This is a genomic window from Goodfellowiella coeruleoviolacea, from assembly GCF_024171785.1.
Taxonomy (GTDB): domain Bacteria; phylum Actinomycetota; class Actinomycetes; order Mycobacteriales; family Pseudonocardiaceae; genus Goodfellowiella; species Goodfellowiella coeruleoviolacea.
Map to the genome: position 1 here is coordinate 1 of NZ_JAMTCK010000020.1, position 21442 is coordinate 21442.

Consider the following 21442-nt stretch of genomic DNA (forward strand, 5'->3'; position numbering starts at 1 on the left):
CGTCGGCGAGCACCCCGACCGGCTACACTCCCAGGCCGCGTTCGCCTGCCTGACCGGAGTCGCCCCCGTGGACGCCAGCAGCGGCAAACACGAGCACCACCGACTCTCCCGCGCCGGCGACCGCCAAGCCAACGCCGCGCTCTACCGCGTGGTCATCGTCCGCCTGGCCCACCACCAACCCACCCGTGCTTATCTCGCCGCACGCCTGCGACCAGGCACCAAGATGACCAAGAAACACCTCATCCGCTGCCTCAAACGCTACCTGGCACGAGAGATCTATCCCCGCCTCATGGCCGACCTCGCCGCCCTTCACGACCCCCAACCCACGACTTGACAGCTATAGGAGCATCTCGCGGGGTTTGCAAAGTCGACTCGCGGGGGGGTGGGTTAGGGGCGGCGTTGGCGGAGGGCTTCGTAGAGGATGATCGCGGCCGAGGTGGCCACGTTGAGCGAGTTCACCCGGCCCAGCATGGGGATGCGCACCCGCGCGTCCGCTCGGTCCAGCCACTCGTCGGTCAGGCCGTGCTTCTCGGTGCCGACCACGACCGCGGTGGGGCCGGTGAAGTCGACGTCGGTGTACTCGGTGTCGGTGTCCGGGGTGGCGGCGACCACCGACACCGCGCGGTCGCGCAGCCAGGGCAGCACCTCGGCGGTGGGCGCGGACGCCACCGGCACGGTGAAGATGGTGCCCTTGCTCGCCCGCACCACGTTCGGGTTGCCCCAGTCGGTCACCGGCTGGCTGGCGATCACCGCGTCCACGCCCACCGCGTCGGCGGTGCGCAGCATGGCGCCGAGGTTGCCCGGCTTCTCCACCGCCTCCCCCACCAGCAGCAGCGGGTTGGCCGCGATCCGCAGTTCGGCCAGCCCGGTGGGCACGGCCGGGACCACCGCCAGCCAGCCGTCCGGCGACTCGCGGTAGGCGGCCTTCTCGAAGACCGGCCGGCTCAGCCGGAACACGGTGGTGCCCAGGGCCGACACGCGGTCGACGGTGTCCAGTTGGTCCGATGTGGACATCAGCGCGGGGCAGTAGTACAGGCTTTGCGGCACCACACCCGCGTCCAGCGCCAGGACGAGTTCCTCGTAACCCTCCACCAGGCTGACCCCGGCCTGCTCGCGGGCACGACGGCGGCGCAACCCGATCAGTGCCTTGATCCGCGGGTTGCTGGTGCTGGTCAACTCCAGCGGCGGGCGGGACTGCGGGTCGGACATGCCGGTGATGGTAACCGCGTCCGAATCGGACAGTGGCAACGGCATGTTCGGCGACACCGCGCGGCCAGCGCCAACGCGACAAACCAACATCCGCCGAAATGGCGCGGTTCTCGCCCGCTCCGCCGTCCGCGCTGTTCGGCTTCTGTTACGACAGATGGGGCAGTGGCCCGGGGACAACCGCCGCACCCTTTCGGGTCCGAGTTGTTGGGCGAGAACAACCCATCAGTCAACGGCAAAAGCGGAGCGGCCCGACGTGAGCGACGGGAAAAGCGTTTCCGGTGCCGCGTCGACAACGCGCGGCGGCGGCTGGACGGCGAGGCCCTGGTGCGCTAGCGCGCGCGGCGTCGTGGTGGCCGGGGCCGACCACCACCTGCCGCCGCGCACCCCGCAACGGCGCACCGCACTGCTGCTCGCGCATCCACCGTGACCCGTCCGGCTCAGCGGGTCGGGCCGGGCGGGACCGGTTCCAGGAACTCGGCGAGCACGCCCGGCACGGCGGCGTGCGCGAAGGCGACGGACTGGTCCTCGGCCAGGTCGGGAATCCGGTAGCCCGGTTCGCCGGCGGTCACCGCCGCGGTCAGCGTGACCACCCCGGCCCGCCGGCCCGTCGGCGAGCTGGAGAAGGTCCAGGCCAGCACGCCGTCCCGGCGCAGCACCACGGTGTCGCGGCTGAACACGCCGGAGCGGGCCAGCAGGTACCGGCCGTGCAGGCCGTGGCCGAGGTGCCGGTAGGCGTCGCGGGCCAGCCAGACCACCACCGGGGTGGACAGCACCAGCAGCACCCACGCGCAGTGCACCAGCACGGTGGTGAACAGCGCGCCCAGCACGGCCAGCACCAGCACGGCGGGCAGCACGGCGAACACCATCCCGCGCACCACTCGGCGGCGCAGCGCCACCCTCGGGTGGGCGACCAGCCGTGGCCGGTCCAGCAGCGCCTCGGGTTCGCGCAGCACCCCGGCGGCCACGCGCAGTGCCTCGGCGCGCGGCGCGGGCGGCAGCAGTGCGCTGCGTCGGCGGTTCTCCTCCTCGTCGCCCAGTCCGCCGGCCACCGCGCGCACGGACGCGCCGCCGCCGGCGCGCAGCAGCAGGGGCTCGCGCAGCACCACGCCGCGCAGCTGGTTGTCCGCGATGGACACCGAGCGGGTGGTGAGCAGGCCGCGCCGCACCCGCAGGGTGTGCGGGTCGGTCCACTCCAGCCGGTAGCGCCACCAGTTCTCCGCGTAGACCACGACCGCGCCGATGCTGCCGAGGACCGTGATCGCCAGCAGGGCCAGCGGAATGGTGATCCAGAGCGCGCTGGCGCCGAACGCGGTGAACGCCGCGCGCACCGGGCCGATCCGCCACGGTTCGATGCCCAGGTCGTCCAGGAAGCGGTAGGCCGCGCCGGCGACGGTGAACACCCCGCCGAACACCCAGAAGGTGAGCGGCGCGTAGCGCAGCCAGCGGGTGTCCAGTGTGGACAGGGTGGGCTCGTGGGCGGTGGCGGCCTCGGCGCGGCGCAGCAGTTCGGCGCGCAGCTGGCCGGCGGCGGCGCGGGACAGCGCCTCCAGGGACAGCTCGCCGCGGCCGTCGGCGGTGCCGGCGGTGCCGATGCGCAGCACGGTCACGCCGAACAGCCGGTGCACCGGGTTGGCGGTCAGGTCCACGTTGCGCACCCGGTGCAGCGGGATGGACCGGGAGCTGCGGGTGAGCACGCCGGAGCGCACCTCGATCACGCTGGTGGTCACCCGGTAGCTGGTCCGCGTCCAGCGCACCAGGCCGATGAGGGTGAGCACGGCGAAGGCCGAGGCGATCGCGCCCAGGGTGATCCAGGTCCGGGTGTCCAGCCGGCCGCCGGTGGCCAGCGCGGTCAGCCCGGTCGAGGCCAGTGGCGCGGCCAGCCAGGCGGCGTGCACGGCCAGGGTGCGCGGGTCCAGCCGGCGCCAGGCGGGTTCGGCGGTGGGGACGGGCGGCTGCGGGGGCAGCGGGGTCGCGGTCACGTGGCATCACCGGGCACGTGCTGGGCGGCGGCGCCGATCCGGCTGGCCAACTCCTCGGCGTCGGCGTCGGACAGCCCGGCGATCTTCACGTCACCGGCGGTGGACGCGGTGGTGACGATGACCGTGGCCAGGCCGAACGCCTGCTGGATGGGGCCGCGCACGGTGTCCACGGTCTGCACCCGGGACAGCGGGGCGATCCGCCGCCGCTGCCAGAACCAGCCGCTGGCCGCGTACACGGCCAGCTCGCCCAGTTCCCAGGCGTGCACCCGGTAGCGCCAGGTCGGCATCACCAGCAGGTAGGCCAGGGCTGGCAGGACGAGCACGACCAGCAGCAGCGGGCCGAGCCAGGGCAGCGCGCCGGGGAAGAACAGCAGGGACAGCACGCCCAGGGCGATGGCCACCAGCAGCATCGGACCGGCCGGCAGGACCAGCGCCTGCACGGTCCACCAGCGCCGGGCGCGCGGGTCGATCCGCTGCCGCGGGGGACGTAACCGCAGGTTGTGGGGTTGAGTCACGGCCGCATCTTTCTAAGTCAGCTGTATTGGATCGCCGGTAGGCTATAACAATACGGCTGACTTGCGAAAGGGGATGGTGGGACGTGCCCAAACGGGTGGATCACGAGGCCAGACGCCGGCAGATCGCCTCGGCGGTGTGGCGGCTGGCCAGCACGCGCGGCCTGGACGGCGTGGGCCTGCGCGACGTGGCGGCCGAGGCCGGCATCTCACTCGGGCAGTTGCAGCACTACTTCAGCAGCAAGAACGAGCTGTTCACCTTCGCGCTCAAGCACATGGAGCAGCTGGCGACCAACCGGATAACCGAGCGCGTCCAAGCGCTGTCCGCGACGCCGTCACCTCGGCTGGTGCTGCGCGAGTGCCTGGCCGAGATGCTGGCGCTGGACGACAACAGCCGCACCGGCGTGCTCGCCCAGATCGCCTACTTCGTGCGGGCCATCCACGACGAGCAGTTGCGCGGCTACGCCCAGCAGGGCACGCCCGAGCTGCGGCGGTTCTTCGCCGGGCTGCTGCGCGAGGGCGTGGCGCGCGGCGAGGTGCCCGCCGACCGCGACCCGGACAGCGAGGCGATGCTGTTGATCGGCCTGATCGACGGGCTGAACAGCTACCTGCTGCTGGGCGTGCACACCGCCGAGCAGGCCCTGCGGCTGGTCGACTACCACCTGGCGAACCTGTTCAGCCGCGCACCCCGGCCCCGACCGGCCGAGGAACCGGCTGGGTGATCCGGATCGGGTTGCCGAACGGGTCGCGCAGCGCGCAGTCCACCCCGTAGAAGTGCTCCACCGGCTGCTGGGTGAACTCGACGCCCTTGGCCAGCAGGTCCTGGTAGGTCGCCCGGCAGTCGTCGGTGGTGAGGATGAGCCAGCCGCCCATCGCGCCCCTGGTCACCAGCTCGCGGACGGCTTCGGCGGTGTCCTCGTCCATGGCCGGCGGCCCCGGCTTCTCCAGCAGGATCTCCCGGCTGGGATCGCCGGGCACGCACACCGTGAGCCAGCGCGTGCTGCCCAGATCCACGTCGGTGCTGACGTGCAGACCGAGCGTGCCGACGTAGAAGTCGAGGGCCTCGTCCTGGTCGAGAACGTAGATCTGCGAGTGCGTGATGCCCGTGAACATGCGCACCACGCTAGATCGCCGCCGGCCCGGCCGGACTCAGCCGAAACCGGCGGCCGCGAAAAACCGCTCGGTCGTGTCCGGGCCGCCGCCCGCCGTCGGTCGAGCCGGCCGGGGGCGGCGCGCGCACCCGGCCGAAACAACCGGAGCAATTCGACCCGCACCAGCACGCCGCCAGCGCGCCGCCAGCGCGTCGCGGAAATCATTTCGGCGCGATCACCGCGGCGTTGTTTCCCTTTCGCCGTCGGCACACCTGTCACCGTCAGCGATACCGTCATCGGCATTCGCCACCGATCGTGACAGCAGTTACGACCCGCGATATCAGCGCGAGAAATACTACGGTACGCAACCGACAATTAGGACGATCGGGTGACTAAAATTCCTTCATGTTGCGCATCTTCTTCACCCCGGAGGACCTGACGCGGATCAGAATCATCACCGGCCCCCATCCGCTGTGGGAACTGCTGCTCAGCCTCAACCGGATCCGCCGGGGCGACGGCGCCGAGGTGTTCGGTGAGTGGCGAAGACGCATCAGACCGCAGGTGCCGGCCAGCACCAGGCTGCTGTCCGACCTGGCCCCGCCCAGCGGGTACGCCGTGGACTTCCTCACCCCGGTGACGCCGACCCCGTCGCTGGCCCAGGGGCTGGCCGCGCTGCGCCGCACCCCGCGCCAGCGGATCGACACCGACCTGTCCCACCTGGCCGCCGAGCGGCCCCTGCCGGACTGGACCCGCGCGCTCAGCGCGGGCGACCCGGCCGGGCTCGACCAGCTGGCCGTGGCCGCCAACCAGTACTTCGCCGCCTGCCTCGCCCCGTACTGGCAGCAGGTGCACGCGCACGTGGACCACGAGCGCGCCCGGCTGGTGCGGCTGATCGCCGACGGCGGCTACGAGCGGGTGCTGCGGGAACTGCACCCCAGCGCCCGGTGGCGCCCACCCGTGCTGGACCTGGACTACCCGGTCGACCGGGAACTGCACCTGGCCGGGCGGGGGCTGCTGCTGGTGCCGTCGTTCTTCTGCTTCGGCATGCCGATCACCTTCCGGGACAGCAGCCTGCCGCCCACCCTGGTGCTGCCCATCGACCACGAGTCGGGCTGGGTGGCCGGTGAGGTGGCCGACACGGCCCGCGCCCTGGTCGCGCTGCTCGGCCGGACCAGGGCACGGGTGTTGGCCGCGATCGGCGACGGCGGCTGCACCACCAGCGAGCTGGCCCGCCGGGTCGGCACCAGCCTGGCCACGGCCAGCCAGCACGCGTCCGTGCTGCGCCAGGCCCGGTTGATCAACAGCAAGCAGCACGGCCAGGCGGTGCTGCACTCGATCACCACGCTGGGCCGTGCCCTGGTGGAGTCGGGCACCGGCTGACCCGGCGCCCGACCCCGACCAGCACGCGGGACCGGTCAGTCGTCGGTCATCTCGGGGAAGTCCTCCGCGATGTCGCGGAGGTCTTCCGACGGCGAGTCCCGGACCGCGTCCTTCAGTCGTTCCAACAGATCCAGCCGACCCAGCTCCTCCAGCAGCGTGGCCAGGGCGCGCAGCTCCGCCCACCGCTCCGGGTCCGGGTCGCCGATCTGCCCGGCCACCAGCGGTTCCAGCGCCTGGTCCCGCTCCGGGCCGGTGAGCCTGGCCAGCAGCTGCCTGGCCAGCATGCCGTCCTTCTCCAGGCTCAGCGCCGCCTCGAACACCTCCGGCAGCAGCGCGACCACCAGGTCGGGCCGGCCCGCCGCGAGGCCGTCGAGCAGGCGCAGCGCGGTGCGCTGGTCCCGGCCGCTGGCGAACACCGCGCGCAGCGTCGCCACCGGGTCGGCGTCCAGGATCTCCTGGCGCGCCACCAGGTAGTCGTGCTCGGCGCGCACCAGTCTGGCCCAGGCTGGGTCCGCGGTCACCTCATCCGGTCCTTTCGTCCGTGCCCGCCAGTGCCGGCTAGTTGGACTTCTTCTTCACCTTCTTCTGGTACACCCACGGCAGGCCCTCGATCTTGCTCTTGAACTCCTGGATGGACATCTTCCTGGTCGGGTAGATGGTGTGGTGGCCGGGCGGGTCGTTGTCGTTGTACCAGTCCAGCCCCTCGGGCAGCTTGGTGCCTTCCGGCAGCATCCACATCTGGCCGCCAACCCGGTCGGTCAGGTGGTCCTCACTGTCGAAAGTGGACTTGCCCTTCGGGTCCGGTGGCCGCTGCGGCAGCACGTTGCCGTTGCCGTCGGTGTCGTAGTCACCGCTGCGGTTGGGGTTGATCGAGGGCGGTTCCTCGCGCTTGCCGATGGCGTAGAGCCGCGGTGTCGGCTTGCTCTCCTCGTGCTCCTTCTTCTTGCGCTGCTTGCGTTCCCGCTTGACGATGCGCTTGATGATCTTCTTGATCTTCTTGCCGACGCTCTTGACCTTGTCGACGGCCTTCTTGACGGCTTTCCTGACCGCCTTGACGAACTTGGACTTCTTGAGCTTGACCAGGACCTTCTTGGCCACCTTGATCACCTTGACGACGAACTTCTTCACCGTCTTGGTGATGAAGACCTTCACGTAGTGGAAGATCATCTTCTTGATGAAGCTGAACACCTTGCCGAAGAAGCCCCGCATCGGCGACCAGATCCAGTGGCCCACCCGCTTCAGCACCGGCACCGCGTACTTCTTGACCACCGGCACGACGACCTTCTTGGCCACGAAGCGGATCACGATGCCCCAGAACTGGCCGTCCGGGTCGGAGAAGGTGACCGGGCTGTTGTTGGCGTAGGCGTAGGCGTTGGTCTGCTGCGGCTCGGCGAAGTCGATGACCGGGTCCGGGGAGATGAACCGACCGGTGCTCGGGTCGTACGCGCGTTCGCCCAGCTGCGTCAGGCCGGTGGAGCTGTCCACCGTGCCACCGACGAAGCCCTTGTTGCCCGGCCAGGCCGCGGACTTCAGGCCGCGTTCCTCACCGAACGGGGTGATCCGCCGGCGCTGGAACTCCTGGGTGTCCGCGTCGATGGCCAACTCGCCGGTGCCGGCCAGATCCGAGCTGATCCAGTCCAGCGCGCCGTCCGGCCCGCGCACCGCCACCAGCTCGTCGTGCAGGTAGTAGTAGCGGGTCGGCTGGATCTCGCCGGTCGGGGTGAGCAGCACCTCGGTGGCGCCGAGGTACAGCGTGGTCCCGGTGGCGTCCCGGCGCAGCAGCCGGTCGCCGTCGGCGTCGTACAGGTAGGAGGTGACCTTGCCGTTGTCGGTCACCTTGGCCAGCGCACCCTCGGCGTCCCACTCCAGCGTCTGGTTGACGCCGGAGGCGAGCTTGCGGGTGGTGGTGTTGCCGGCCTCGTCGTAGCCGTACTCGTCCACCCTGGTCCCGCTCGGCCCGGTCGTGGTGACCTTGTTCACCGCGTGCGGCCGTGCCTTGCCGGGCTCGGGGTACTCGTAGGTGCTGGTGGTGGACTTGCCGTCGGGCGCGGTCGTGGTCTGGCTGCGCCGGTTGCCCACCTTGTCGTAGGTCCACGCGTGCCAGTACGGCGCCGGCCCGCCCAGCGTGCCCGCGCTCGGCGCGGCCGAGCAGTTGCCGTCGCCCGGCGTCCACGCCCCGGTCATCCGGCGCAGGTAGTCGTAGCCGAAGCACTGGACGTCGGTGGCCTCGCCGGTGTCCGCGCCGGGCTGGTTGGCCACCCGGGTCACGTTGCCGGCCTGGTCGTAGTCGTAGGACACGTTGGACAGTCGACGGCCTGCGGTCTCCCGCTCGGTCACCGAGCGGATCACCCGCCTGGTGCCGATCTCGTACTCCAGCGACCGCTTCACCCACTTGCCTCCGGCCGACAGCGTCATCTGCTGCGGTTCGGCGTAGGGGGTGTAGGAGGTGTCCGTGACGTAGGTGCTCTTGCCGGTCAGCGTGCTGGGCAGACCCAGGCTGTTGTAGCCGTAGGTCAGCGTCTCCTCGGCCAGCCCGCCCACCGCGGGCATGGTCGCCGAGACCAGGTCGCCGTCCGCGCCGTACCCGCTGGTGAACTTGTAGGTTCCGGCCAGCTTGCCCTCGGCGGCGGGGATGGTGATGGACATCCCGGTCGGCTGGTTGCCCTTGTCGTAGCCGAGGATGTCGGTGCGGTAGGCGTTGCCGTCGACGTAGCGGATGGACGCGGTGGGCAGCCCGGGCGCGGGCGTGCCGTCGGCCAGCACGTCGTAGCGCCACTCGGCGCGCTTGGGCCCGTCCGGCGCGCCCTCGTGCACGGCCGTGGCCCGGCCGAGCGCGTCGTAGTCGTAGAACAGCGTGGTGCCCCGACCGTCCTTCCTGGACACCACCTGGTCGGCGTCGTTGTAGGTCATCTCGGTGACGCCGCGATCCGGGTCGGTGGTCCGGATCTCCCGGCCGAGCAGGTCGTACTCGTGCCGCCACACGTTGCCGGCCGGGTCGGTGACCGTCTCCAGCTGGCCGAACTTGGTGTAGGTGTAGGTGGTTCTGTCGTACTCGCCGGTGGGCGAGTCGCCCTGGTACTGGCGCAGCTCGATCAGCCGGCCCTCGTTGTCCACGATCTGGCTGGTCGGCGTCTCACCCTGCGGCGGGTCGATGTCGTGCCGGTCGCCCACGTAGCTGTGCGTGGTGCGCCACTTCTCCACGCCCTCGACCTTGAAGATCTCCGCGGTCGGCCGGTCCAGGCCGTCGTACTCGGTGATGGTCTGCGCCGGCAGCTGCGCCTCGTCCGGGATGAGCACGTCCGTGCCGGGTGGGGCGTCGTTGTAGTACGGCCCGTTGTCCTTGACCACCAGGCCGCGTCCGTCGTGGATGGTGTCGGTGACCACGCGGCCGCCGCCGGGCGCCGGCTCCTGGCTCTGCCGCTCCCGCATCTGCCCGTCGAACAGGTCGTAGTCGGTGACGTACCCGCCGTCCGGCTGCAGCGTGCGGTTGGTGACGACGTTGGCGCCGTCGGTGCGGATCAGGTAGCTGTGCTCGGTGGTCGGGCTCTGCGAGCGGTCCCGGCCCGGCGCCCAGGTCTTGGTCACCCGGCCCAGCGGGTCGTAGGCCCACTCACTGCGCTTGCCGTTGGTGTCGACCGCGACCAGTTCCTCGCCCCACGCCGGCTCGATCTCCAGGGTGGACGACTGGCCGAGCGGGTTGGTGGACACCACCTTGGTGACCGGTCCGCCCACCGACGAGGAGTAGCTGACCGTGCTCTTCTTGTTGAACACGTCGTAGGTCTCGACCTGCCGGCCGTAGTCGTCGTAGACCGACCGCTCCACGGTCTGGTAGGTCGCCACCCCGTTGACCCACCCGTTGAACTCCTCCTTGCGGGTCACGTCACCGCGCACCGGCGCGGCGCCCAGGGTGTCGTTGTTGTCGTAGTAGAGCCGCTCACTGGCGATGAGGTCGGTGGGCAGGTCGGGCTGCTTGTCGCAGGCCACCGCCACGGTCTCGGTGAGGTAGGGCAGGTCGACCAGGTTGGCCGCGTCGTTGCGGGCGTAGCTGTAGCGGGTGCAGGTGTCGTCGTCGGGGTCGGCCAGGTCGTTGTGGTCGACCGTGCGCACCAACCGCCCCTCGGCGTCCAGCTCGTTGTCCGCGCCGGTCTGCCGCTGGCTGCCGGAACCGAGCACCTCCAGCTCACGCACCCTGGCCTCGGCCACCCGGTAGGCCTTGGTCGTGCCCCAGCTGCGGGTGCTGGTCGCGGTCGGCGCGGAGATCCACGGGTCGGTGATGGACCGGTTGGTCACCGTCCCACCGGGACGGTCGTAGGTGACGCGTTCCCGCTCCGCGCCGGCCAGTTCGTTGGTGTCCTCCCACGCGGTGCCGGTGGAGTCGACGACCTTGACGTCCTTGTGCCCGCCGGCGGCGGTCAGGTCGTCGTCCATGCCCTGGAAGTACAGGACCTCCTGCTGGGACTGGACCCCGCCGGGCGTTCCGGTGCGCACCTGGACCCGGTCGTAACCGCGCCACTGCGACCAGGTCTTGCGCTCGGTGGGAACCAGGCCGTCCTCGTCGTCGTGCCGCCACGCCGGCTTGCCGGTGTACTCCAGCTGCGTCACCTTCGGGGCCTGGCCGGTGGCCAGGTCCTTCTCGGTGACCTGGGAGACCACGTACTTGTGGAACCAGTCGTGCCGCTCCGCCGCCAGGTCGTCCAGCGAGTCCGGTGTCCACTTCAGCGGGTGGCACCGCTTGGTGTTGTTGTCCTCGGCCGGCAGGTTGCCCGGGGCCGAGCACTCGGTCGGCAGGTAGGTGACGGCCAGTTCACCGCCGGTCTCCGAGCGGATCGCCTTGATGCGCCACCACTTCATCGGCGGGATGCCGTCGATGCCGTCGACCCGGTTGGCCAGCTGGATGCCGTCGAAGTTCACCTCGGGCAGGCTGGCGGTGCCGCCGACCAGACCGGTGCGCTTGATCGAGGCCAGCCACATGCCGGCCCGGGTGCCGTCACCCGGCGCCGGGAAGGAGTGGGTGAACGTCCAGGAGTCCACGTCCTTGGGCGCGGTGCCGTTCCACACCTTGGTGGTGATCCTGGCCAGCCGCTTCTGCGTCCAGAACGTGGGCGTGTACTTGTTGGTGCAGCTGGTGGTGCTGGTGCAGGCCTGGTCCAGCGGGGTGTCCGGCCAGTTGGCCGGCTGCGAGGTCACGCAGCTGGTGCCGGGGATGCACCGGTCCTCGACCGTGAACGCCACCTGACCGACCGGCGGGGTGGTGTAGACCGCGCCGTCGCGCTGACCGTAGTCGATCCGCTCCAGGTAGCCGTCGCGCACGTAGGTGCTGACCTTGGTGGCGGTCATGTTGCGCGCGTAGTTGTTGGTCTCGGTCCTGTAGAAGAAGCTCATGGTGTTGCCGTGGGCGTCCACCACGTAGTCCAGGTTCCACCGCCACGCCTGCTGGCACCAGGACGCGTCGAAAGTGGACTGTCGGCACGGCTCGCCGGTCTGGTTGCCGAACACCGGGACCGTCCACACCGAGTTGGTCACGGCCTTGCCGGTGGTCCAGCCGGGCAGCTTGTGCAGGCCGAAGAAGTACTGGGTGCCGTCCCTGGTGGTGATCTTCCAGTACTCGCCCTTGTTGTCGTCCTTGTCGCCGCCGTCGCCGTTGTCCCGGCCGGACAGCCGCTCGATGCGGGAGCCGTCGTCGTTGCGGGGCCGCCACTTGCCGGTGGCGTCGTCGCGCACCAGTTCCACGGCCGAGCCGTTCAGCGACATGCTCGCGTTGTCCGTGCGCCAGCACAGGTCACCGGTCTTCTTGGTGTTGTTGCCGCCGGTCATGTCCGTCGAGCAGCTGGCGTAGCGGCGCTCGATGTAGCCGCCGGGGGTGAAGTCGAAGCCCTCGCCCACCCAGGACGGCTGGTTGTTGGTGGCCGACGTCCTGGCGTCCACCGAGCCGGACGAGTAGGACAGCTCCAGCTCGGGTTCGGGGCCGCCGATGGCCGGCGGCGTGGGCATGGGGTACTCCCAGGTGAAGTCGCCCGACGAGCCGCCGGCGGTCCAGGTGGCGCCCGGCGACAGCGAGGACGCCTGGAAGTCGCCCGCGCCCGAGGAGGCCGCCGCGGTCACCGCGAACAGCCCGGTGCCGGCCTGGTCGGCGCTGCCCGGGGTCAGCGCCGCGGTCAGCGTGCCGGAGCCGTCGTTGCGGGTGGGCAGCTGCCTGGGCTGGCACTCGTCGCGCTCGGGCGTGCTCAGCGCGCACTCGGGCAGCGCGGCCAGCCGCAGCCGGGTGGCCCAGTCACCGCCGTAGGCGTCGCGGTAGGACGAGTAGTCGACCTCGACGGAGAGCGGGCGCTGGGCGGCGGCGCGTGCCGTGCCGGCGGGCGTGACCACCCGCAGCACCGGCCCGTCCAGCCGCTTGTCCAGTACCTCCACCCGGACCCGGTCCGGGGCCGCCGCCGCCAGCGTCTGGTCACCGGTCCTGGTGGCCGGTGCCACGCCGACGCGCACCGGCAGGTCGCCGACCTTGGTCAGGGCGGTGGTGTCGGCCGCGCGCAGCGTGGCGGCCAGCGACACCTCGCCGGCGGCGGGTGCCGGCCAGCGCACCGCCGGGGTGCCGGTGAGGGCCTTCTCCTCGGCCGGGTCCGGGCCGGGCGCCTCGGCCCTGGCGTTGACGCCGGAAACCGACTTCTCCTTCGGGGCCGACCACTCCGGACTGGTCTGCGCCCCAGCCACCTCCGGGGAGACCAGTGAGGCGGCCACCGCGAGCGCGATCGCACTCGCCCCGATCCTGCTCAGTCGTTGTCGCGAACTCGTTCTTCGACTCATCCACGTGCCTCCAGGGCGAACGAGACAGACCACCCGTGTCGGGGTGGCCAGCAGCGGATGCTAGGACCGGACAAGACCGCCGACGCCAGACGTTTCGACAGCGACGGAAACGCTTCCCTCCGCGTGAAATCTGTGTTTAGCCTGCGCTCCCGCATCAGGAAGGCAGTAGTCGATGGCAGTTCGAGGCACCGCGCGCCTGCTGGCGTTCGCCCTGGCCATGGTGTGTACGGTGAGCGGCTGGCCGGGCGTGGCCGGCGCGGCGGAACCCGGTGCCGCCACCGGCGATCCGGCCCCACCCGGTGTGGCCGGGGTGACCGAGGCGCCGGACGAGACGACCGCGTTCGCGGCGGCGCGGCGCTCGGGTGCGCCGGTGGAGATCACCGCCGAGCGCACCGAGACCTCGCGGGTGTTCGCCAACCCGTCCGGCACCAGGACCCTGGAGCAGTACGTGCAGCCGGTCCGGGCGCGCACGCCCGAGGGGTGGGCGCCGATCGACACCACCCTGGTCCGCGACGCCGACGGCACGGTGCGGCCCCGGGTGGCCGTGGCCGGGCTGCGGCTGTCCGGTGGCGGCGCGGGCGAACTGGTCTCGATCAGCCGGGACGACAGGCGGCTGGGCCTGTCCTGGCCGGGTGCGCTGCCCACCCCGGTGCTGGCCGGCGACACCGCCACCTACCCGGAGGTGCTGCCCGGCGTGGACCTGCGGGTGCGGGTGACGGCCGACGGGTTCGCCCAGCTGCTGGTGGTCAAGGACGCCAGGGCCGCGGCCAACCCGGCGCTGCGCGCGATCACGTACCACACCTCGACCAGTGGCCTGACCATCAGGGCGCACCAGGACGGCAGCACCACCGCCGAGCACGACGGCACCCCGGTGTTCTACTCCGGCACCCCCACCATGTGGGACAGCACCCCGGCCCCGGCCGCCCGGACCGCCGCCGCCCCAGCGTCCACAGTGGACGAGAGCGGGCCGGCGCGGGAGCGGGCCATGGGCCTGCGGGTGGACCGCGACCGGCTGACCGTGCTGCCCGACCAGGACCTGCTGACCGGGTCGGACACCCAGTTCCCGCTCTACCTCGGCCCGTCCTACAGCTCCACCCAGTACCGGTGGACCCAGGTCAACGGCTACGCCGCCACCACCTCCTACTGGACCACCCAGCGGGACGTGGCCAGGGTCGGCTACCAGAACTACGACGGCACCTCCCGCTACCGGTCGTTCTTCCAGGTCAACGCCGCGCCGTTCGCCGGCTCCCGGATCACCCGCACCTGGTTCGCGGTGACCCTGGACCACTCCGGGTCGTGCGCGGCCACCCCGGTGGACTTCTGGCACACCAAGGCCATCGACCCGGCGGTCGCGCTCACCTGGAACAGCAGCACGTCGCACTGGCTGTCCAAACTGGACACCCGCTCGGGCAACGCCAACGAGGGCGGCGGCTGCGGCACCACCCAGCCCGACCTGCCGATGGAGTTCAGCTCGGCGGCGTTGCAGACCGTGGTGCAGAACGCGGCCACCGCCAAGGCGGGCAGCCTCACCTTCGGCCTGCGCGCGCCCAACGAGAGCGACGCCGGCCAGTGGAAGAAGTTCCTGCCGGCCACCGCGCGCCTGGTGGTGGAGTACAACATCGCGCCGCGCGCGCCCATCGGCCTGGCCACCGTGCCGCCCACGCCGTGCGGCACCGCGACCGCGCCGACCGCGCTGAACACCGCCACGCCCACGTTCTCCGCGATCGCCTCGGACCCGGACAACGACAACGTGTCCGGCCAGCTGGAGATCCTCAACGGGGACACCGTGATCAGCACGGTCGACGGGCCCACCATCCGCTCGGGCGGGGCGTTCACCTGGCCGCCGCTGCCGGCCGGGGTGCTGCCCGAGGACCAGCCGGACACGGTGTTCAACTACCGCGCCCGCGTCCGCGACGCCGGACTGTCCAGTCCGGACAGTGCCCGCTGCTACTTCACCGTCGACCGGGTGCGGCCGGGCACCCCGACGATCACCACCGCCGACTACCCCGACGGGGTCCCGGTCCGCGCGGTCGGTGAGCTGGGCACGGTCACCTTCACCCGCGCGGCCGGCGACACCGACGTGGCCGGCTTCAAGTACGGCTTCCAGCAGGACAAGACGACCATGTGGGTGGCGGCCGGGGCGACCGGGTCGGCGACCGTGCCGATCACCCTGTGGCCGCGCTCGGCCGGCATCGACCGGCCGCTGTACGTGCGGGCGGTGGACCGGGCCGGCAACATCAGCGTGGCCACCCCGGCGTGGACGCTGACCGCGAACGACCGGACCGTGCCGGGCGGCGCGGTCCGCGGCGACACCAACGGGGACCGGCGCGCCGACTTCACCACCCTGTTCGACCAGGGTGACGGCCGCACCGCCGCGTGGAACGTGCTGTCCTCCGGCGACGGGTTCACCGCCGGCTACATCGGCTGGGACACCGACGTCAGCGGTGGTTTCCCGATGTACCGGATCAAGAGCGTCAACGGCGACTTCGACGGGGACGGCCGCACCGACATCGCCACCTTCCGGGAGGACCCGGACGGCATGGTCCGGCTGTACCTGCTGCGCTCGGACGGCAACCGGTTCGACGCGGAGAGCGAGCCGGCCTGGGCTGGCTCCCAGTACCGGCTGTCCCACCTGCGGCTGGCCGCGGGTGACTTCGACGGGGACGGCGACGACGACATCGCGGTGTTCCAGGGCCTGAGCGGCAACCAGACCGTGCTGTGGGTGCACCACAGCGCCGCCGGCCGGGTGGGCGCGCCCGTGCAGCGCTGGGACAGCGGCGTCGGCGGCCTGGACGTCGGCCAGCTCTCCCCGGTGGCCGGTGACTTCACCGGCGACGGCCGCGACGACATCGCCGTGTTCCGCGGCGCCACCGGTGGTACCCGCACCACCCTGTGGCTGCACCAGGCCACCGACACCGGGTTCGCCGCGCCGGTGCAGCAGTGGGACAGCGGCAGCACCACCTTCGACCGGGCCCGCGCCAGCTACCTGAGCACCAACGTCAACGGCGACGCCGCCGGCCGCGACGAGATCGTCGCCGTGTACGACAAGGGCGGCGCCGCCACCCAGCTGACCGTGTTCACCGCGGGCACCGGCACCTGGACCACGTCGGTGGGCTGGGACAGCGGTGCGGCCAACACCTTCGACGCCAAGCGCGCGGTGGTGGCCGCCGGTGACTTCAACGGCGACGGCAGGGGCGATGTGGCCGCCCTGTACGACGTGGGCGGCGGCACCCGCCAGCTGCACACGTTCAGCTCGACCGGGACCGCGCTGAGCAACGCCAGGATCGACTGGCAGGGCACGGTGGCCGACGCGCCCGCGTCCGTCTACATCGAACCGAACCGCAAGTACCGGCTGCTGCCCAGGCACAGCGGCAAGTGCGTGGAGATCGCCGCCGGCAACACCGCCAACGACACCCCGCTCAAGCAGGCCGACTGCGCGGGGTCCGCGAGCAACCAGCAGTTCACCCTGGAGCGGATCGGCAGCACGCCCTACTTCCGCGCCAAGGTGGTGGCCTCGGGCAAGTGCCTGGACATCACCGGCTGGAAGCACGAGGACAACACGCCGGTGGCCCAGTCGACCTGCGACGCGGACGGCGGCCCCCAGGCCAACCAGCAGTTCCGGTTGGACTACGTGGACGGCAGCGGCATGGACGTGGTGGTGGCGCCCAGGATCGTGCACAGCGACAAGTGCGTGACCGTGAGCGGGGCCAGCACCCAGGTGGGCGCCGCCGTGGTGCAGTCCACCTGCACGGGCGCGGCCAACCAGCAGTACACCCTGCGCATCGAACCCTGACCGGCACCGGCGGTGGGGTCCGGCACCGCCCGGGCCCCACCGCCGCGCGCGGTGCGGCGGGTCCTCAGTGGACCACGCGAACGCTGCCCAGGTGGTCGACGTACTTGGAGCCGTGCGCGGACAGCCGGTCGTCGGGGTCGCCCTGGCAGCGGTCCCCGGCGTAGACCCACACCTCGCTGTCGGTGTCGTTGTCCAGGAAGTCCGACAGCCACACACCCGGCCAGGCGCCCTGGTAGCAGCCGGCCGCCGGGTTGTCGTAGGTCCTGACCACCGTTCCGCCCCGGGATATCCGCAGCACACCGGCGGCCGCGCCAGCCGGTGACGCGATCGTCACGACCAGCAGCAGCGCGGTGGCCACCGGACCGAACACCAGGCGGAACACCAGGCTGGGACGACGCATGCGCTCGCCTCCTTCACGGGCCGGGCTCGCCGGCCGGACTCAGTGCAGCACCCACACGCTGCCGAGGTGGTCGACGTGGCGGAACTCGTGCGGCGCCACGCGGTCGGACGGCGCGCCTCGGCAGTTCGGGGCCGGGTAGACCAGCACGTCGCTGTCGGTGTAGTTGTCCACCCGGTCCCGGCGCGGGCTGGCCGGCCCCGGTCCCGGGTAGCAGCCCAGGTCGGGGTCGTCGTACCAGACGTACTCGCCGGACCCCTCGGCGAGGACCAGCCGGCCGGACGCCGCTTCGGCAGGCGGAACGGCCAGCACGGCCAGCACGGCGGTGATCGCCGCGACGGCGGCGGTGACCACGGGGGAACGGGCGCGCGCGGATCGCATCCGGTGGCCTCCTTCGCGGCGGTGGACGGTGTACCCCCCTCCGGGTTGCCCGTGGCGCCGCGGTTATCCAGCACCCCACTCGCCCGGGTGGAGTCACCCGCCGGCAGCACCGGGAAAAGCGTTTGTTAAGCGAACTCAAGGCCGGTCGCTACCGGCCGGCCGTAGCCTCGCGGTGTGTCGCGATCGGACAGGTCCACTGTGGATCGGCCAGCTCGGCCGGTGACCGGCCGACCGGGCCGGTGGGTGTCGGCGGGGCTGGCGGTGGCCCTGCTGGTGGCGGCCGCGCCCGTGGCCGCGGCCAGCGGCGCCGCCGAGTCCTCGGCGCGGGTGGTCGGCACGCAACAGGTGCTCTTCCGCGGCGGCACCGCCGGCTACGGCTGCTTCCGCATCCCGGCGCTGGTGCGCACCACCACCGGCAGCCTGCTCGCCTTCGCCGAGGCGCGCGAGTCACCGTCCTGCGCCGACCGCGGCGACATCGACGTGGTGGTGCGCCGTTCCACCAACGACGGCCGCACCTGGGGGCCGATCCGCACGGTGCTCTCCGGCAGCCCCGACGCCGTGGACGCGCCGTTCACCCGGGGCAACCCCACCCCGGTGGTGGACGAGACCACCGGTGACATCGTCCTGGTCACCACGTCGAACCCGGCCACGCCGGGCGGGCAGCGGCTGCCGTGGGTGCAGCGCAGCAGCGACGACGGGGTGACCTTCTCGGCGGCCGAGCCCATCGCCGCCAGCTTCGACGACGGCGCGCACAACGGCTGGTTCGCCACCGGCCCCGGGCACGGCGTCCAGTTGCGCGCGGGTGAGCACGCCGGCCGGCTGGTGGTGGGCGCGCACCAGAAACCCGCCGACGGCTCGGTGCGCGCGGGCGTGCTGTACAGCGACGACGGTGGGCGCACCTGGCAGGCCAGCGCCGCGGCCGACTCCCACCAGCCGGGCGCGCTCAGCCCCGGCGAGATCAGCGTGGCCGAGCTGCCCGGCGGCGGCCTGTACGCGGCGGCCCGCAACGAGATCGCCACCGGCAACCACCGCGCCAAGGCGGTGAGCACCGACGGCGGCACCAGCATGCCGACGTTCGTCACGGTCCCGTCCCTGGTCACGCCGAACGTGCAGGGCGCGGTGCTGGCGCTGCGCGCCACCTACCAGCGCACCCCCGGTGACACCCTGCTGTTCACCGGACCGTCCGACGCCACCGACCGCAAGCTGTTGCGGGTGCGCTACTCCACGGACAACGGCAACACCTGGACCAGCGCCGGCAACGGTCTGGTCAACGGCGACCGCGCCGGCTACTCGGACGTGGCCGAACTGGCCGACGGCGAGATCGGGGTGCTCTACGAGGGCGGCGCGTCCTTCTCCGCCGACGAGATCCGGTTCAACCGGTTCACCCCGGCGCAGATCGGCCTGCCCGGCACGTTCACCGGCAGCGTGTCCACCCAGCCGTCCCAGCCGGCCGGGCCGACCACCCCGGACGCCACGCCCGAGGCCAACGACGCCTACCTGGCCGGCAACGCCGCGCTGAGCAACCCGGTCGGCCAGGGCCTGGTGCTCGACGGCGCCGGCGACTACGCCGACCTGCCGTACGCGCGCGGCCTCGACCCCGGCGCCGGCGACTTCACCGCCACCGCCTGGTTCCGCTACTCCGCCACGGCCGGCAGCCCCGACCAGGCGCTGCTGTGGGCCTACGGCGCCGGCGCGAACCGCCCCCAGGTGTGGGTGCGCGCCCAACCCGGCCAGGACCAGGTCCTGGCCTGGGTGCAGGGCTCGGCCGGCGCTGCCACCGTCGCGGTGCGGGACACCGCGACCAGCGCCGCGTTCGGTGACGGCGCCTGGCACCACCTGGCCCTGGTGCGCTCCGGCGGCCAGATCCGGCTCACCGTGGACGGCACCCGCACCGCGACCGCGACCGGTGTGGCCGGCTCGGTCACCGCGCGCACCGACCAGGGCGTGACCGGCATCCGCCTGGGCGCCAAGCAGGACGGCACGGCCAGCGACGCCTGGCACGGCGGCGTCAACGACTTCCGCTTCTACCGCCGCGCCCTGACCGACGCGGAGCTGGCCGGCGTGCGCCAGAGCGGCGCACTGGCCAGCGATGCCGCGCTCGGCGTGCGGCTGCCCTTCCAGGTGATCGACACCGCCACCGCGCCGACCCGGACCACCGTGGCGATCACCGACGACGTGTCCGGGCACTGCGCGGCCGGCACCCTGCTCGGCGGCCACCGGTCCCTTGTGGACGGTCGGGTGGCCGGGTCGGACGCGATCCGGGTGGACGCCGACCACCCCGGCGTCGAGGTGGGCTTCACCCCCACGCTCGATCTGGGCGCCGACGACTTCACCATCACCGCCTGGTTCCGCTACTCGGCCACGGCCAGCAGCCCCACCCAGGCCCTGGTGTGGGCGTTCGGCTCGACGGCCGGCAAGCGCTCGCTGTGGGTGCGCGCCCAGCCCGGCCAGGACCGGCTCTACGCCTGGGTGCAGACCGACACCGCCCAGGTGGGCCTCGCCCTGCCGGATTCGAGTGGTTCCGTCGCGTTCGGCGACAACGCCTGGCACCTGCTGAGCCTGACCCGCTCCGGCGGCCAGGTGCGGTTGGGCGTGGACGCCGGCACCCCGGCCACCGCCACCGGCCTGACCGGCTCGGTCACCGCGGCCAAGGCCGACGCCATCCAGGGCCTGCGCGTGGGGTCCAAACCGGACGGCACCGACGTGTTCCAGGGCAGCTTCGACGAGACCAGGGTCTACCGCAGGGCCCTGTCCACCGATGAGGTCACCCGCGCGGCCACCGGCTCCTTCCCCGCCGGCCTGCCCGCCCTGTGGTGGACCTTCGACCTGCAACACACCCAGGCCCACGACGTGGTCCGGCCAACACCCGCCTCCGGTCCGTCCACACCGGACTCGTCAGTGCACTGCGCCAACGCGTACGTGCGCGGCGGCGCCACCCTGACCGGCGGGCCGGCCGGGATGGGCAGCGCGCTGAGCTTCGACGGCACCGACGACGCCGTGCAGCTGCCGCACGACTCGGCCAGCGCACTGGGGTCCGGTGACTTCACCATCACCACCTGGCTGCGCTACTCGGCCACGCCGGCCACGGGCGACCAGGTGCTGCTGTGGGCGTACGGCGTCGGCGGCACCGAGCGGTCCCTGTGGCTGCGCGCCCAGCCCGGCCAGGATCGGCTCTACGCCTGGCTGCAGACCGACGCCGGCGCCACGGGTCTGGCCGCGCCCGACCCGTCCGCCGCCGCGGGTTTCGGCGATGGCGGCTGGCACCACGTGGCCCTGCGCCGCTCCGCCGACACCCTGGCCCTGCTCGTGGACGGCGTGGTCCTGGCCAGCACCACCCTGCCGGCCGGCGGTTCCCTCACCTACGGCGACACCTTCGCCGTGGACGGCGTCCAGCTCGGCGCCAAACCCGACGGCACCAACCGGCTGCGCGGCGCGCTGGACGAGTTCCGGATCGTGCGCACCGCCCTGGACGCCGACGCGCTCGCCGCGCTCCGCCAGCACAACCCCGACCTGGGCCCGGTCACCGCCGTGCACCTGTCCTTCGAGTCGATCGCCGCGACCAGCTACGCGGGCGGCTGATCGTCCGGCGCCGCCCCGCTCGGGAAGAAGATCGCGCTCACCAGGTGCGGCCGGCGGTTCGGCGCCGGCCCGTTGCCCGTCCGCGCCGCGAACACCGCGCGCAACTCGTCGACCATCTCGGCGAGTTCCTCGGGGCTGAGCCAGAGCGTGCCCTGCCGGTAGCCCTCGCCTACGACGTCGTCATCCACCTCCCGCACGTCACCGCCGCCACCCCCGACCCCGACGCGCTCGCCCACGCACCCCGCGAGGTCCAGGACACCTTCGCCCACTGGAAACCGTAACGGGGAAACGGTTCTCCGCGCGGCACGGCGGTTAATCCA

The 21442-nt window shown here is 72.1% G+C and carries 14 protein-coding genes; 5 read left to right on the forward strand and 9 right to left on the reverse strand.

The annotated features are described in order from the left end of the window. Positions 1-334, forward strand: a 334-nt coding sequence (locus tag LX83_RS33235) for an IS110 family transposase (RefSeq protein WP_253777533.1), incomplete at its 5' end; no start/stop codon positions are given. A 53-nt stretch (positions 335-387) separates the two neighbouring features. On the opposite strand, the gene LX83_RS33240 is transcribed toward LX83_RS33235, so the two are convergent. The 3 genes from LX83_RS33240 to LX83_RS33250 form a co-directional block, all read right to left on the reverse strand. Further along, on the reverse strand, positions 388-1209 hold the full coding sequence (locus tag LX83_RS33240; protein ID WP_253778820.1) for a TrmH family RNA methyltransferase: 822 nt from the start codon (positions 1207-1209) through the stop codon (positions 388-390). 437 nt (positions 1210-1646) lie between these two features. Further along, the gene (locus tag LX83_RS33245) at positions 1647-3188 is read right to left on the reverse strand and encodes a PH domain-containing protein (RefSeq protein WP_253778824.1); all 1542 of its coding nucleotides are present in this window, start codon (positions 3186-3188) and stop codon (positions 1647-1649) included. Then, on the reverse strand, positions 3185-3703 hold the full coding sequence (locus LX83_RS33250) for a PH domain-containing protein (RefSeq protein WP_253778827.1): 519 nt from the start codon (positions 3701-3703) through the stop codon (positions 3185-3187). Before LX83_RS33250 ends, LX83_RS33245 begins: the two co-directional genes overlap by 4 nt. 83 nt (positions 3704-3786) lie before the next feature. Between LX83_RS33250 and LX83_RS33255 the strand changes: the two genes are divergently transcribed. After that, on the forward strand, positions 3787-4422 hold the full coding sequence (locus LX83_RS33255) for a TetR/AcrR family transcriptional regulator (RefSeq protein ID WP_253778830.1): 636 nt from the start codon (positions 3787-3789) through the stop codon (positions 4420-4422). On the opposite strand, the gene LX83_RS33260 is transcribed toward LX83_RS33255, so the two are convergent. Next, positions 4376-4813, reverse strand: a complete 438-nt coding sequence (locus LX83_RS33260) for a VOC family protein (protein ID WP_253778832.1) — start codon at positions 4811-4813, stop codon at positions 4376-4378. The two genes, LX83_RS33255 and LX83_RS33260, sit on opposite strands and share 47 nt — an antisense overlap. A gap of 383 nt (positions 4814-5196) precedes the next feature. Here LX83_RS33260 and LX83_RS33265 point away from each other — a divergent pair, with 383 nt between their 5' ends. Continuing rightward, a complete protein-coding gene (locus LX83_RS33265; RefSeq protein WP_253778833.1) occupies positions 5197-6171 on the forward strand; it encodes an ArsR/SmtB family transcription factor in 975 nt (324 codons plus the stop codon). Positions 6172-6206: 35 nt separating this feature from the next. Here the strand turns inward: LX83_RS33265 and LX83_RS33270 are convergent, their stop codons facing one another. After that, complete coding sequence (locus LX83_RS33270; RefSeq protein WP_253778835.1) at positions 6207-6692, reverse strand: hypothetical protein; 486 nt, start codon at positions 6690-6692, stop codon at positions 6207-6209. Positions 6693-6729: 37 nt separating this feature from the next. After that, positions 6730-12972, reverse strand: a complete 6243-nt coding sequence (locus LX83_RS33275; RefSeq protein ID WP_253778837.1) for an RHS repeat-associated core domain-containing protein — start codon at positions 12970-12972, stop codon at positions 6730-6732. Positions 12973-13144: 172 nt separating this feature from the next. On the opposite strand from LX83_RS33275, the gene LX83_RS33280 reads away from it, so the two are divergent. Further along, positions 13145-16765, forward strand: a complete 3621-nt coding sequence (locus LX83_RS33280) for an RICIN domain-containing protein (RefSeq protein WP_253778839.1) — start codon at positions 13145-13147, stop codon at positions 16763-16765. A gap of 64 nt (positions 16766-16829) precedes the next feature. On the opposite strand, the gene LX83_RS33285 is transcribed toward LX83_RS33280, so the two are convergent. Continuing rightward, on the reverse strand, positions 16830-17165 hold the full coding sequence (locus tag LX83_RS33285) for a hypothetical protein (protein ID WP_253778841.1): 336 nt from the start codon (positions 17163-17165) through the stop codon (positions 16830-16832). A 39-nt stretch (positions 17166-17204) separates the two neighbouring features. Further along, positions 17205-17543, reverse strand: coding sequence for a hypothetical protein (locus LX83_RS33290; protein ID WP_253778843.1), 339 nt, complete (start codon positions 17541-17543; stop codon positions 17205-17207). Between the two features lie 174 nt (positions 17544-17717). Here LX83_RS33290 and LX83_RS33295 point away from each other — a divergent pair, with 174 nt between their 5' ends. Further along, a complete protein-coding gene (locus LX83_RS33295; protein ID WP_253778846.1) occupies positions 17718-21122 on the forward strand; it encodes a LamG-like jellyroll fold domain-containing protein in 3405 nt (1134 codons plus the stop codon). On the opposite strand, the gene LX83_RS33300 is transcribed toward LX83_RS33295, so the two are convergent. Further along, positions 21107-21391 carry a hypothetical protein gene (locus LX83_RS33300; RefSeq protein WP_253778848.1) on the reverse strand — a complete coding sequence of 95 codons (285 nt, stop codon included), beginning with the start codon at positions 21389-21391 and terminating at the stop codon, positions 21107-21109. The genes LX83_RS33295 and LX83_RS33300 overlap by 16 nt on opposite strands. Between the last annotated feature and the right edge of the window lie 51 nt (positions 21392-21442).

Coding starts and splice junctions, on each gene's coding strand:
- LX83_RS33240 (WP_253778820.1), bottom strand. CDS start 1,209: ATGTCCGACCCGCAGTCCCGCCCGCCGCTGGAGTTGACCAGCACCAGC.
- LX83_RS33260 (WP_253778832.1), bottom strand. CDS start 4,813: ATGTTCACGGGCATCACGCACTCGCAGATCTACGTTCTCGACCAGGAC.
- LX83_RS33265 (WP_253778833.1), top strand. CDS start 5,197: ATGTTGCGCATCTTCTTCACCCCGGAGGACCTGACGCGGATCAGAATC.
- LX83_RS33275 (WP_253778837.1), bottom strand. CDS start 12,972: ATGAGTCGAAGAACGAGTTCGCGACAACGACTGAGCAGGATCGGGGCG.
- LX83_RS33280 (WP_253778839.1), top strand. CDS start 13,145: ATGGCAGTTCGAGGCACCGCGCGCCTGCTGGCGTTCGCCCTGGCCATG.
- LX83_RS33285 (WP_253778841.1), bottom strand. CDS start 17,165: ATGCGTCGTCCCAGCCTGGTGTTCCGCCTGGTGTTCGGTCCGGTGGCC.
- LX83_RS33290 (WP_253778843.1), bottom strand. CDS start 17,543: ATGCGATCCGCGCGCGCCCGTTCCCCCGTGGTCACCGCCGCCGTCGCG.